Raw genomic sequence first — 14117 nt, forward strand, 5'->3', positions numbered from 1 at the left:
TTTCTTATCATTCAGTCTCTTTTTCGGACAGTAAAATCTTCTGATAAGGAATTTGAAGCTGTCTCATCAGCTCCTCTTCCCTCGTATGACAGGTCAGCAAAATAACCTGTCTCTTCTCTGCCCCCAAATATTGTAATGCTCTGCCGAGCCTTTTTTCATCATACATCGCGAAAGCATCGTCCAATATAACCGGCATCTTTTCCTCCGGAAAAAACAAATCCAAAAATGCCATACGGACAGCAAAGTGAATCTCATCCATCGTTCCCTTGCTGACCTGCTCCTTGTATATCATCTTATCCGCAGTATTAAGCCTTGCTGCTGTGTTACTGTCAATGCGTAAATCTCTGTATTTTCCATCGGTGAGAACAGATAAAATCTCGGAAGCCTTTTTATTGATGCCCTCACTCATCTCCTGCTGAAGCTGCAAGGACGCTTCCTGAATCTTCTCATAAGCAAAATCCAGTGATGCCACATCCTTGCGCATGTCCTCCTCCTGAATGGAGTTTGTATTCGCTTCCTCCATCATTTCCTCCAGATTGGACAGACGCACCTGCTTATCCTGTATATCCTCCAAAAGCCCTGCAATACCGCCATCCAGACGGTTTAATTCCCTGTCTGCCTCCTGTAAAAGGCGATTTTTTTCCTTCATCCCTCTTCCGTTTAAAAGAAGGTAAACCAAAACAATTACAGCCCCTAATGCGGCGCTTGCAGCCTTTCCCCAAAGCGGAGGAATAAAAATAATTCCAAGAAGTGCAGCCGCACCAATCAACAGGCTCGTTGCAATTTTTCTGCCTTTGTTTTTTCGAAGAAAGCGGCTGTATTCCTCCGTTTCTGCTTCTCTCTCTTTATGTAAACCAGTATATTCTTCCAGTTGACCTTCTTTCTTAGCCAAATCTGTATGGATATATTCCTTTTCCTTTCGAAGTCCCGCTATGACCAGCTGCCTTTTGTTGTCCAGCTCGCGAAGCTTTGCTTCTGCTTCTTTCCTTTGCTTGGTAAGCTTGTTCAGGGCATTGGAGACATTCACACCGCCATCTCCTGATAAAAAGAAGCCTGCCGTATAATTTTTCACCTCATCTGCAAGACCTTCATCCGGCTCACTCTTTAACTGGCTGATTGCCATCGTGTTTCGAAACATCGTCTCGTTCAGTCCGTCCAAAATCTGGAGCAAATCTCCCTGCTCAATGGAAAGCTCCTCCGCATCGTCCTCGTTAATCAGACTCTCCTTTTTCTGGCTCTTGTGAAAGCCCCGCTCCAGCCTGAAATTCTTCCCTCCTGCGTGAAAGCGCAGTTCGCCCTCATAATAGAGAGAGTTTTCCCAAGGCTCATATAAATGATAGCTGTCAAACTGTGCTGCTTTTCCTCTCTGCTTTTCGATTCCAAACAGCATGCTTTTCATAAAATGGTAGATGGTCGTCTTACCCGACTCATTTTCGCCGTAAACAAGATTAATCCCGACACCAAAATCTATCGTTTTCTGATGAAAGCGACCGAAATTTTTCATTTTTAACTGTTTTATCTCCATGCGTCCGTCACCCCATTTCATCCAGCAGCGCCTTCACACCAAAATACAAGGCACGCCTTTTCGTATCCGTCATATCGTCTGAACGAATATTTTGGATATATCTTCCGATAATATTTTTTTCATACTCCTGAGCCAGCTTGTCAAAATCATAATCCGGTTTCGTGTCATCCACAACCGATACAACACGATTCAGCGCATAGATATCCTCTTTGTCAAAGCTGATGTCCTCATCTCGAAAGCCTGTCAGCACAAGCTTCCAAAAATCTGCCGGTGCATTCGTTTTTTCCATATCTTCCTGTATCACATTCAGGAGCTTTCGATTGGTAAAAGAGGAATCACACTCAATTTCCAGCGTCCGATACTCTCTCTTCGCACACTTGATAAACTTAAGCTCACAGCCCTCCTTGGAAAGATCTGCAAGGAAGAAGCCATGTACTCCTTCATCTCCCATATCAACGGGCTCTAAGGAACCTGCATATGCTATTTTTCCCGGTATCAATACCTGAGGAACATGAATATGTCCAAGCGCCACATAGTCAAAGCCCTTCGCTGAAAGCTCTGCCTTGGAAAAAGGAATATGCTTTTCATCGCCGCCGTGGGCAAGCAGAATATTAATCCGGCTCTTATCTCGAATCACAATGTCATTGCAACGGTTTTCTTTTATCTCATAGTGGTCATAGCTCAGCCCGTAAACCTCTGTGTTCAACTCCTCAAAATATATGCTTTCCCCAGTAGGGCTTGCAAGAAAATGAACATGCTTTTCCCACTCAAAGGTCTTGTAGTAGGAGCTTGCCTTGACATGGTCATGGTTGCCCGCAATAAACACCACCTGCGTGTGTGTAAGCTGGGAAAATATATAATTTAACTCCTTGAGCTCACGCATCAAGGGCTGCCTGTGAAACATATCCCCGGCAATCAAAAGCAAATCTGCCTTTTCCTTCTCGGCAAAGCGGACTACTCTTTCGACCGCCTCCCAAAGCTCTTTTGCCCTGTCAATCTGCCATGTGTTGTCCTGATGCGGGTTCGCACCCAAATGTGTGTCCGCAATATGCACTATCTTCAAGTTATCCCCATCCCATCTGCTTCATTATTAATAACTTCATTTCGATTACAATTTAGTTTTCTTCACTCTTCCAATGCAGTCTGTGAAGGCTTCCTTCCAGCTCCATATGGTCAAAATTATTCTGTCTGAGCGCTTCATATAAGACGATAGCTGCCGAGTTTGACAGATTGAGAGAACGGATATCTCCTATCATCGGAATGCGAATCGCAGTCTCTTCATTGTTTACAAGAATTTCTTCCGGTATTCCTGCGCTCTCTTTACCAAACATAATATAGCAGTCCGCCTCGTAGGAAACCTCTGTATACACCTGCTTTGCCTTTGTCGTTGCCATATAGATTTTAGCATTCGGATTCTTCTCCAAAAAGTCCTCGTAGTTTACATAAGTCGTAACGTCCAAATTCCTCCAGTAATCCATGCCGGAACGCTTGATTGCCTTTTCATTCAGGCTAAAGCCCAAAGGCTCAATCAAATGCAGTCTTGTCCCTGTCGCCACGCACGTTCTTCCTATATTTCCCGTATTCGCCGGTATTTCCGGCTCAAATAATACAATGTTCAGCTTTGCCATTTTTTCTCCTTCATAAGCAGGAAAAGGGATATTTCAGAAATCTGTGATCTCTGATACATCCCCTGCCTTTCTATTTACTTCTCAATTTATTTATAAACTTTTCCAAACGGTCCAAAGCGACCTTTAAATCATCTAATGAATATGCATAGGAAATTCTCAAAAAGCCCTCTCCGCAGTCACCAAAAGCCGTTCCCGGCACGACTGCCACCTTCTCTTCCTCCAAGAATCTGGTCGCAAACTCGTCTGAGGTCATACCAAATTCCTTGATGCAAGGGAATACATAAAAGGCACCATACGGCTCAAAGCACTCTAAGTTCATTTCCTTAAAGCGATGCATCAGATATCTTCTTCTCTGATTGTAAGCCTCTCTCATCTCCTCGACGTCCTTATCGCCGTTTCGAAGAGCCTCCACAGCCGCATACTGACTGTTTGTCGGTGCACACATAATCGCAAACTGATGAAGCTTTGTCATCTGCTCAATAATAAGCTCCGGTCCGCAGGCATATCCAAGGCGCCAGCCTGTCATCGCATAGGCTTTGGAAAAACCGTTGATGACAATCGTTCTATCCCACATTCCCGGCAAAGAAGCGATGGACACATGCGTCGCGCCATATGTAAGTTCTGAGTAGATTTCATCTGACATGACAAAGATATCCTTCTCAATGATAACCTCTGCGATTTCCTCCAACTCCTCCTTCGTCATGGTTGCCCCTGTCGGGTTATTCGGAAACGGAAGAATGAGTACTTTCGTTTTATCGGTGATGTTTGCAAGTAACTCCTCTTTTGTTAATTTAAACTGATTCTCAGCCTTTAATTCAATGACAACCGGCTTTGCATCTGCCAAAATTGCACACGGAAGATAGGATACATAGCTTGGCTGCGGAATTAATACCTCATCTCCCGGATTAATCATCGCGCGAAGTCCCATATCAATCGCTTCACTTCCGCCTACCGTTACCAAAACCTCGGTGTTGTAATTGTAGGAAAGGTTACACTTTCTTTTTAAATAATTTGCTATCTCAATTTTCAGCTCTTTCAGCCCTGCGTTGGAGGTGTAGAAGGTTCTTCCCTTTTCCAAGGAGTAGATGCCTTCCTCTCTGATATGCCAAGGTGTGTCAAAATCCGGCTCACCTACACCAAGAGAAATTGCGTCCTTCATCTCACTTACAACATCGAAAAACTTTCTAATTCCGGACGGCTGAATTTGCACTGCTTTATCTGATAATGGATTTCTCAAGGTGTCACCAGCATCCTTTCATCTGAATTGTTTTTCTGTACCATAACGGTTCCGTGGTCCTTATATTTCTTCAGGACAAAATGAGTTGCCGTGCTAAGTACGGAATCAAGGGTTGACAGCTTCTCAGAGACAAACATGGATACGTCTCTTAAATTCTTCTCCTCCAAGGTTACAAGCAAATCATAACCGCCTGAAATCAGGTATACGGCACGAACCTCCGGATAGTTATAAATTCTCTCCGCAATCTTGTCAAAGCCCTGTCCTCTCATTGGGGTTACCTTTACTTCAATCAACGCCGTCACTTTCTCGGTTGACGTCTTATCCCAGTCAATTAAAGTATGGTAGCCGCATATCACGCGCTCTTTTTCCATCTCTGCCACTTCATTGGCAATAACAGCTTCCTCGACACCCAAAATAATTGAAAGCTCATGCAAATCAATTTTACTATTCTTTTCGATAAAAGTTAAAATTGTCTCTCTCATATTTGCTTCTCCAATCTCTCTTCACTATTTACGTTATATATTTCGTCTGCTTTAGGCGGCTCTAAAAATCTTCTCTCGTCCTCATTCACCACAACCCGGTCTTTTCCTCTTGTGGTCTTTCCAACCACAGCGGCATGAATTCCTTGCCTTTCCAACTCCCGCACCAAATCGTGACCGTTGTCACATGCGATGAGCATGGAGCCGCTTGAGATAAGACAATATGGATTTAGGTTAAAAAACTCGCAGACTTCTACTGTCTCCTGCCTAATTGGTATCTTTTTTAGGTCGATTTCCAGTCCGACGCCAGATGCTTCCGCCATTTCCCAAAGAGCACCGTATATCCCGCCCTCCGTTACGTCATGCATTGCACTAACGCCAGACTTAACGGCTGCGGCGGCCTCTTTCATCACCGAAATATATTGATCAAAGTTCTTCGCTGTTTCCACAAGAAATTTAGGGTATTTTGTTAAAAGAGCTTCTTCGTGTTCCTTTGCTAAAATAGAAGTGCCCTCCAAGCCAATCCACTTCGTGACAACAATATCCTGCCCCGGTCTTGCTCCCCCGGTGGATATCATCTTTCCGTTTCTTACTTTTCCGACACCTGCAACACTGATAATAGGCTGGTTTACGGCTTTTGTAATCTCCGTATGCCCGCCCATCACCTGTATATTTAATTGAGCGCAGGTTTCCTCCACCTGCTCCATCATTTCCTTTAAATCCGATTCATAAGTATCCTCCGGCAAAAGCACAGTCAGCATAATACCCACCGGCTCTGCTCCTGCGGAAGCTAAGTCGTTTGCAGTGACATGCACAGACAAAGAACCGATATCCTTCACCGTTCCGGTGATGGGATCAGTTGAGATGACAAAGGTTTCATCCGGTGCAAGCCTTATTGCAGCACAGTCTTCGCCTACACCTGCACCCAATACGACTTCCTCTCTCTTTGTCCTTATCTGTTTAAATACGGAACGTTTTAATACATTTTCCGGTACTTTTCCTACTTTCATGTTATGCACTCCAAACTAAAGTCTTCAGCTTCTTTTTATTTTACTGTCCCGCTGCTGCTGCCGCTGCTTCAGCTGCCGCTTGTGCCTCAGCCTGTGCAGACAATGCTGCTGCCTGATTTACAATTCCTGCAAGGCTGTCTATTGTTGCTGTCACTGTTGCAGGGTCGTTTGTCGCAACCGCCGCTGCAAGCACTCCGATAGAGCCCTCATCGCCCCATGCGGTTCCCACTGATATATATGCAGGCTCTGCCTTATAGGAGCTTGAATTTACTTCTGTTACCTCTGTCTCTTTTCCGTCCACATATACATGCTTATGCAACTTTGCCTTATAGCCTATGTGTGCGGACTGTGTCTGCTTTTGCTGTCCGAATAACAATGTTGCATCCAATGCGTATTTTGCGCCCGTAGGCTCTGTTGTTGATAAAGTCTCGCTGACATATTTTATCGTACGGTTTGACGGTCTTTCTTCATCTCCATAGATAGTAAATGTAATCTGCTTTCCTGATGTAGCGGATTCTATATAAAGCGGGGCATTTGTTGTATTCGTAAACTTGAAGTCCTTTCCCGCTGATTCTGCAATTGCTGCATCGGCAGATGGGTCTACATATCCGACAATCATCGAATGATTGTGTCTTTCCTCTACCTGAAGCTCTGCCAAAAGTACTGCATTGTATAAAGTCGTCGATACCTGGCAAATACCTCCGCCCAAGCTGTCTACCACCTGTCCCTGTAAGTAGGAGCCTGCCAGATAGTATCCGTTTTCCTCTGAAAAAGGAGCTATTGTACTAACCGTAGAAAATGTCTCTCCCGGAAATAACACGGTTCCGTTTACCAGTCTTGCACCATTCTCTACATTGGCAGATCTTGCTGTGCCTGAAGTAGAATAGCTTGTCGTAAAGGTTCCGAGTACATCTGTAACCTTCTCAAAATCTTCTGTTGTAGCCTTTGGCTGTACCAATTCCACAGAGAGCTCAATACTTGTATCTTCCTTATTCCATGCTGCCAGATCTTCCTTTACCAGTTTGGCAGATGCAGAAACATCAACGCCTAGACCGGTCTGTCCCGCAGTCACTACAAATTTTCCTTTTTCTCTCTTTAGGGATGCCTCTACCGGCTCCACATCAAAAGCGAGACATTTCTCATTGATTACGCTTTCGATTGCAGCATCATCAAACGCTATCTCAAGGACATACTCCTTGTTTTCCCGTTCCAAATCCTTCAAAGCCTTGTATCTTTGAATGATATTTCCTGTTTTTCCAAGGTTTACTGCTTCTTCCACAACGTCTAAGTTGGTTACGTTCATGCCAAGCTCGTCGGCACTTACCGCCACGTTGTTCGTATCAATAACAAAGGTTATCTCCTTTGCTTTGAGCTCATCAACATAACTGTTTACGGCATTCTCTGCCTCTTCCTTCGTCATGCCGGAAACATTGATTCCTTCAATGTAAACACCGTTGCTGATTGTAGGATCAGACGAATTCGCAGATGCCTGCACATGTACGTTGATTCCGAATGCTATTGCCGCAATAGCAAGCATACAGATTAAAGACATTACTATTTTCTTTATTTTCATAATACATTCCTCTTTACTAATGACTGATTCTATCACATTTTTTGACTTTTGCCTATGGATTGCGATAAAAAATTTATTGTTTCCTCTTCTATAATGCAGGTAGTACAACTGCCAACACCATAGATAATACTAATAAAATAACGATAATACTTGAAATCGTTCTTTTCGTCTTCGTACTATTGAAATTGATCATAATTGCCTCCTTTTGCTACTTCTAATTTATAAAATCCCTGAAAGGTGCCATATTCTACGTGGTTTGGGAAAATTGAATCTAATGCCAATCATATCAGAAAAATTTCTCTAGAGTGTTTAGATTATATTACAATTTCATTAAATAATTAGGAATCACTAACTAATTCTCCCATGCTGGAGAATAATACCGTCTATTATTCTGGACGCCTCATTTTTTGTTAAGCTGTCAAGCTGGACAGTTAAACTTATTTTATGATATTTAATCAAATCATTCAAGTATATTTTTTGTCTCGCTGTGATTGGGCTCTCTCTTTTTACCTCATAGTTTAACTGGAATGGTTCAAACGCTCCCTCATTTCCCGAATAAAACTGTTTTAATAATATCTGATATACCTCGCTTGCGGCGATGGCATCGTAATAAGCTCGATGCTTGTTCGTCTGCTCAATCTGATAATACTCACACAGGCTCTCAAGCGACCGTTTTTCAAGCTCCGGCAGAAATCTTCTGGCGAGCTTTAAGGTATCAATGCCTTTTCTCTCAAAAGGATAGGCATGATTCACCGCAGCCTTTTTCATAAAGCTGTAATCAAAGGGTATGTTGTGCCCTAGCAAAATATCGTCCCCGCAAAAGTCCATAAATTCCGCAAGAACCGTTTCAAGCGCCTCGCCCGCCTCCATCATCTCCTGCGTGATTCCCGTAAGGCTGATGATATTTTGCGGCAAATCGGTTTTGGCGTTTACAATCTTTCCGTAAGTCTCCACTATCTTGCCGTCCTGAATGCGCGCTGCCCCTATCTCTATGATTCTTGCGAATTTAGGGTTTAATCCAGTTGTTTCCAAATCTAATGCAATATATGAATTTATCATTTCTTTATTCCTCTTTTTTTCGCCGGTTTTTGGTTGTACTCCACACAGTATTTTTGCAGGAAGCACTCCTCGCATTTTGGTGATCTCGCAAAACAGATATCCCGCCCGAAGGTGATGATTTGAATATTATATAAAATCCAGTGCTCCTTTGGCAGCACCTTCATAAGTTCATACTCAATCTTTTCGGGATCGTCCTCTGCCGTAAAGCCAAGACGCTTTGAAATCCGCTTGACATGGGTATCTACCACAATGCTCGGCTCATTGTAAATATTTCCGCGGATTACATTGGCAGTTTTTCTTCCCACACCCGCCAATGAGGTAAGCTCCTCAATCGTTCGCGGAACCTCGCCGTGAAACTCTAACATCAGCCTTTGGCAGCACGCGATAATGTTTTTTGCCTTATTGTGATAAAATCCGGTTGTCTTGATATCCTTCTCAAGTTCCTCCAAATCCGCATTCGCAAATTTTTCAATTGAGTCATACTTTTGAAACAAATCCTTTGTCACAATGTTGACTCTCGCATCGGTGCACTGTGCGCTGAGTATCGTCGCAACCAAAAGCTGCCACGGCGTCTCATGCGTCAAATAGCATTTATATTCGGTTGTATACACCTCATCTAAAAGTGCCAGTATTTCGGCTGTTCTCTTTTTCATTCTATCCCACCTGCTATCTGTGTAAACGCTTCATATGTGAGCGGGTTCCTCTTATTATAATCAAACAGAACCATGACCTTGCCCTCTGCCTGTGTAAGCTGCAGTGCCTTGGCAGAGAACACTTCCATATGGGTCATTTTGCTAATCTGTTTCCAATGATAGTCCTCATAGCCCAAAAGATATTTTCTTTCGGTCTCCTCCCGCCTATAAAATTCTTTGATTTTTTCCTTGTATCCACTCAAATCCGCCGCCCAATTCGGTCTGGACTTTAGGTTTTCCCGCAAATACAAATCATATATTAAACGTTCTTTATATATATCGACATTTTTTTCGTCAACTATAACCGCAAATTCAAGTAAAATTTCATATCTTGTCATTCTGGACTGGCTGATGCCTGCATAACCCTTTTCTTCGTAGAAATCGCCCAACGTCCGGTACAAGTCAAACGGCGTGTCAAAGCTTTGGATTAACAGCTCAAGCGTTTGGGTAAACTGGTTGCTGTTGTAGTAAAGCTCCACCATCTCCTCCACCTTTTTTATCTGGAGAAGCTCATCGTAATTCAGCCATTTTGTGTAAAGCACCTCATACACGGGATTGGAGTGGTATACGATGCCGTATTCCTCTGCCTTCCTATGCATATTAGAGCCTTTTAACACCTTTAAAAACCCAAGCTGTAATTGCTCCGGCTGCAAAGCGTACACATCATTAAAGGATTTTCGAAAGCTCTCATATCCCTCGTAAGGAAGTCCTGCAATCAGATCAAGATGCTGGTGAATATTTTGAAAAGAATTAATTTTTTCTACCACAACTTTTAAAGCAGAAAAATCCATCGCTCTGTCAATTTCGCGGATGGTCTGCTCGTTTGTCGACTGTACACCGATTTCCAACTGAATCAGACCGGGGCGCAGCTTGGACATAAGCTCCAAGTCCTCCTCGGTCAGCAAATCTGCTCCGATTTCAAAATGAAAGTTTGTAACTTGGTTGTCATTTTCAGCCAAGTATGTCCATATCTCTCTCGAATGCTTGGCATTACAGTTAAACGTTCTGTCTACAAATTTCACCTGCGGTACCTTATGCTCCATAAAAAAGGCAAGCTCCTCCTTCACAAGAGAGGTACTTCGAAACCTCACTTTTTTATCAATGGAAGAAAGACAATAGCTGCAAGAAAACGGACAGCCACGGCTTGTCTCATAGTAGATAATCTTATTTTGGAACCGCTCCAAATCCGTGTAGCAAAAAGGAATCTCGTCCAGATTCATCAACTTTTGCGGCGGATTTGTCGCGATGCTGCCTGAGTCTTTTCGGAACACAATTCCTCTGATATACGCAAGTTCACTGCTCTTTTCGATATAATGCGCTGACAATTCAAGGAAGGTCTTTTCACCTTCCCCGTACATAATTCCCGTTATATGCTGCATTCCCTCCAAAAGGGCGGAGGCATCATAAGATACCTCCGGTCCGCCAAGCCAAATCGGAACACTTGGAAGAAGCTTGTTTAAATCCATTGTTATTTCTTTCACATACTGAAAGTTCCAGATATAGCAGGAAATCGCCACCATATCAGGTTTTTTCTTATAGATTTCCTCCAGTATATAATCCTGCCGATGGTTGATTGTAAACTCTGCTATCTCAATCTCATCTGCATATTTTGAAGCATAAGCCTTTAAATTATGCACAGCAAGGTTCGAATGTATATATTTTGCATTGATTGCCACTAATAAAATTTTCATCTTTTTTCCACTTCTTCTATATAATACTGCTCTGCAGGATAGTCAGACCATTCCTTATCCACAACAAAACCTGCGTGCATCAGAGCACTTCCTGTGTAAATGCGGTCATTTATTCTGTAGAGACTCGTTTCGTTCAAGCCCTTTAGCTTGCAGTGCACAGCTCTTGCATTGCCTTCCACATGGGTGACAACGATATTGAAAAGTGCCTTGGACCGGTCCTCAGACACAAACTGCCATGCGCTGAAATAATGGTTTTCAAACGGATTTGTCAGGCGGTAGTAGTTCCCATCCTGTATCACATCATAATATTTCTTAAAATCCTCAATTTGTTCCTTTACGCAAACTTTCTCTTCCTCTGTCATCTTACTTAAATCCAGCTCATAGCCAAAGCTGCCCGCCATCGCCACAACACCTCTTGTTTTCAGCGGTGTATGTCTTCCGGTCTGGTGGTTTGGTGACGCAGATACATGCGAGCCCACAGAGGAAATCGGATAGGCAAAGGACGTTCCGTATTGTATTTTAATGCGCTCAATGGCATCGGTGTTGTCGCTGCACCAAATCTGCGGGGAATAATAGAGCATTCCCGCATCAAAGCGTCCGCCTCCGCCGCTGCAGCCCTCCAGCAAAACATGCGGATATTTGCTTGTAATTTTCTCCAGAAGGTCATACAGGCCAAGCATATAGCGGTGACTTGCCTCACCCTGCTTCTCTGCCGGAAGTGCATTGCTGTACACATCAGACATCGAACGATTCATATCCCACTTTATATATTCAATGTTTGCACTGTCTAACACACTGCTGATGGAAGCAAATAGGTAGTCTCTCACGTCATCTCTTGACATATCAAGCACAAGCTGGAAGCGACTCCTATCCGGCAATTTATTTGGCACCCGAAGGACCCATTCCGGGTGCTCCTTGTACAGCTCGCTGTCCTCTGATATCATCTCCGGCTCAAACCAGATACCGAATTTAAGACCCTGACCGTTTACCTCATCCACAAGCTCCTTCAAGGTTGAACCCAGCTTTTTCTCGTTCACGAACCAGTCTCCCAAGCCGCTCACGTCATTGTCTCGCTTCCCAAACCAGCCGTCGTCCATGACAAGCATTTCTACACCAAGCTCCGCTGCCGTTTTTGCAATCTCCACAAGCTTGTCCTTGTTAAAATCAAAATAGGTAGCCTCCCAGTTGTTAATCAGAATCGGTCTGCGCTTTAATTTGTAATCCCCTCTGCACAGGTTGTGACGAAACGCTCTGTGGAAAATATGAGACAGTGCCGTAAACCCTTTGTCCGTATAACTCAAGACAGCCTCCGGCATATGAAACACCTCATTTTTCTTTAACGTCCAAGAAAAATACTCCGAGCCGATTCCCATGACAAAACGTGTCTGGTCAACCTGGTCAACCTCGACCTCCGCGGTAAAGTTTCCGCTATATACAAGGGCAGCGCCGTAGCACTCTCCATAATCCTCCGAAGCCTCTCGCTCGCACAGGATGACAAATGGATTATGATGGTGACTTGATGCTCCTCGCTTGCTTCCTATTGCCCTTGTTCCATGCATCAGAGGAGTCCTTTCAAGCTGGCGTTCCATTGCATGTCTCCCATAAAAATGAAGCATATCGTAATTTCCATAAGGCAAATCCAAACACAGCGACATCGCCTTACTGATTACCGCCTCCTGCTCTCCAAGATAGGTAATATCCGCAGCTCTTGTGATAACGTCAAGCTCCTCAAAAACACTGTAATACAGTGTCACTCTAAGCTTTGCTGCCTTATCCTCCAAAACGACTGCCAGCGTCTGTGCCTCACTTCCGTTGTCATAGAGTGACGGCATTGCAGGAATTTCATGTTTTTTATCCAAAATCATATGAGAAACATAACGAAAATCAGCGCTTAGGCTTCCGTTTTCACCGCTCACCGCAACGCTGTTAAGACGAAAATCGGACGTTCCATAGCCTGAAAACTCCTGTGGAAGCGTATCCAGAGAATATCCCCTCTCGTCTCCCGCTTCGCATGGGTTTCCTGAAAAACCTCTGTCGCAAGGCTTTATTAAATAATCAAGATTATCATTTTCTACTTTCTTTCCATAATAAAGGTGGAGCAAAACATCGCATTTTCCCACCTGCATTTGATATGTGGTATTTTTTGTCTGAAGAGTAAAGAGCTTTTTTGAATCATCTATTCTAATTGCCATCATATTCCTCACTTTTCCCGGCATTTTGTATCTGAAATGCCGCTTCGCTGTTTTCTTTGATTATAGGTGATATTTCAAAAAAATACAACATAGGCTTCTACTTTTCCAGCCGCATCCACATTTTTTGTTTCTTATCCCTCTATCTCTCCCTTATCTTTTTGATACTCCTCCAACATATGATTTAAATTCTTTGCCTTCTCATAGTCCAAAAACCACAGAAACACTTCTGCCAACAAAGAAACCACAAATACAGCAACACCAAACGGTAAAATAATTTCCAAGCTCCTTACTCCGTTTAACACGATAAACAGTATGAGCAACAGCTCCAATAAGAAAAATTGCAGAATTTTGCGAACAACTACCTTTTTTGTGGACAGCTCTTTCCTTGAATAGGAAATCAGGGACGGCAGGATTCCAAGCAGACCATAGAGCAGCGGCATAAAAAACGCTTCATAACCAAAGGTTTTACTGCTGTCATATAAGAGTCCCAAGACAGCCATCGCAACGTTAATAAGCGTCACCACGACAAAATAGCTCATCAGTATTTCTTTTACAACCTCTTTCCTGCTCATGTTACTTTCCTCCATGTAGTTTTGCCTTCAGATCAGGAACATATTTCCTTGCAATGATTACCGTTTCGCCGTTGATAAGCATTGCACTGAACCTGCCGTTTAAAGCAGGCTTTAAGGACTTTATCTTCATAAGGTTTACAATGCTTGCCTTGGAGCAGCGAAGGAAGTGAAGCTCCCTGTATTTTTCCTCAAATTCATATAAACGCATTTTAATCTCATATACGTTCTTATTCAGATAGGCAAAAACCCGCTGATCCACGGCTTCAATATAATAGATATCGGAAACCGCAACACTTCTTACACCCTGCTCATCATAAGCTTCAATCCCTTCCTGATAGGACTTGGCAAAGCGTGCTATTTCCTCTACCTTTTGGTTTATTTCATAGCAGGAAATCAATACCTGCTCTTCTTTTTCTCTTCCTATTTTCTCTATTTTTACCTTCATAAGCCCCTTGTTTT

The 14117-nt window shown here is 43.3% G+C and carries 13 protein-coding genes; all 13 read right to left on the reverse strand.

The window, feature by feature from the left end; translation table 11 throughout:
• Window positions 1-7 precede the first annotated feature (7 nt).
• The 13 genes from CTY48_RS16830 to CTY48_RS16890 all read right to left on the reverse strand — a co-directional run bounded on the left by CTY48_RS16830 (window position 8) and on the right by CTY48_RS16890 (window position 14103).
• Entirely contained in the window at window positions 8-1546 is a 1539-nt protein-coding gene (locus CTY48_RS16830; RefSeq protein ID WP_099469606.1) for an ATP-binding protein, read from the reverse strand.
• Window positions 1533-2579 carry a metallophosphoesterase family protein gene (locus tag CTY48_RS16835; protein WP_236355077.1) on the reverse strand — a complete coding sequence of 349 codons (1047 nt, stop codon included), beginning with the start codon at window positions 2577-2579 and terminating at the stop codon, window positions 1533-1535. The genes CTY48_RS16830 and CTY48_RS16835 overlap by 14 nt, the downstream gene beginning before the upstream one ends.
• Before the next feature lie 61 nt (window positions 2580-2640).
• Window positions 2641-3153, reverse strand: a complete 513-nt coding sequence (locus CTY48_RS16840) for a tRNA (cytidine(34)-2'-O)-methyltransferase (protein WP_099469608.1) — start codon at window positions 3151-3153, stop codon at window positions 2641-2643.
• Between the two features lie 70 nt (window positions 3154-3223).
• Window positions 3224-4390 carry a pyridoxal phosphate-dependent aminotransferase gene (locus CTY48_RS16845; protein ID WP_099469609.1) on the reverse strand — a complete coding sequence of 389 codons (1167 nt, stop codon included), beginning with the start codon at window positions 4388-4390 and terminating at the stop codon, window positions 3224-3226.
• Window positions 4387-4872, reverse strand: a complete 486-nt coding sequence (locus CTY48_RS16850; RefSeq protein ID WP_099469610.1) for an Lrp/AsnC family transcriptional regulator — start codon at window positions 4870-4872, stop codon at window positions 4387-4389. Before CTY48_RS16850 ends, CTY48_RS16845 begins: the two co-directional genes overlap by 4 nt.
• Window positions 4869-5879, reverse strand: a complete 1011-nt coding sequence (locus tag CTY48_RS16855; protein WP_099469611.1) for an AIR synthase family protein — start codon at window positions 5877-5879, stop codon at window positions 4869-4871. The genes CTY48_RS16850 and CTY48_RS16855 overlap by 4 nt, the downstream gene beginning before the upstream one ends.
• Window positions 5880-5919: 40 nt before the next feature.
• A complete protein-coding gene (locus tag CTY48_RS16860; RefSeq protein ID WP_099469612.1) occupies window positions 5920-7452 on the reverse strand; it encodes a VanW family protein in 1533 nt (510 codons plus the stop codon).
• Between the two features lie 348 nt (window positions 7453-7800).
• Entirely contained in the window at window positions 7801-8511 is a 711-nt protein-coding gene (locus CTY48_RS16865) for a 3'-5' exonuclease (protein WP_099469613.1), read from the reverse strand.
• Window positions 8508-9164 (reverse strand): endonuclease III, encoded by a 657-nt coding sequence (gene nth, locus CTY48_RS16870; protein WP_099469614.1) that lies wholly within the window; start codon window positions 9162-9164, stop codon window positions 8508-8510. Before nth ends, CTY48_RS16865 begins: the two co-directional genes overlap by 4 nt.
• On the reverse strand, window positions 9161-10894 hold the full coding sequence (locus tag CTY48_RS16875; RefSeq protein ID WP_099469615.1) for a B12-binding domain-containing radical SAM protein: 1734 nt from the start codon (window positions 10892-10894) through the stop codon (window positions 9161-9163). Before CTY48_RS16875 ends, nth begins: the two co-directional genes overlap by 4 nt.
• Window positions 10891-13086 carry an alpha-galactosidase gene (locus tag CTY48_RS16880; RefSeq protein ID WP_099469616.1) on the reverse strand — a complete coding sequence of 732 codons (2196 nt, stop codon included), beginning with the start codon at window positions 13084-13086 and terminating at the stop codon, window positions 10891-10893. Before CTY48_RS16880 ends, CTY48_RS16875 begins: the two co-directional genes overlap by 4 nt.
• Window positions 13087-13217: 131 nt before the next feature.
• On the reverse strand, window positions 13218-13658 hold the full coding sequence (locus CTY48_RS16885) for a hypothetical protein (RefSeq protein ID WP_099469617.1): 441 nt from the start codon (window positions 13656-13658) through the stop codon (window positions 13218-13220).
• A 1-nt stretch (window position 13659) separates the two neighbouring features.
• Entirely contained in the window at window positions 13660-14103 is a 444-nt protein-coding gene (locus CTY48_RS16890) for a LytTR family DNA-binding domain-containing protein (RefSeq protein ID WP_099469618.1), read from the reverse strand.
• Window positions 14104-14117: the final 14 nt, after the last annotated feature.

The organism is Konateibacter massiliensis (assembly GCF_900184995.1).
In the GTDB taxonomy this organism is placed as follows: domain Bacteria; phylum Bacillota; class Clostridia; order Lachnospirales; family Lachnospiraceae; genus Lachnotalea; species Lachnotalea massiliensis.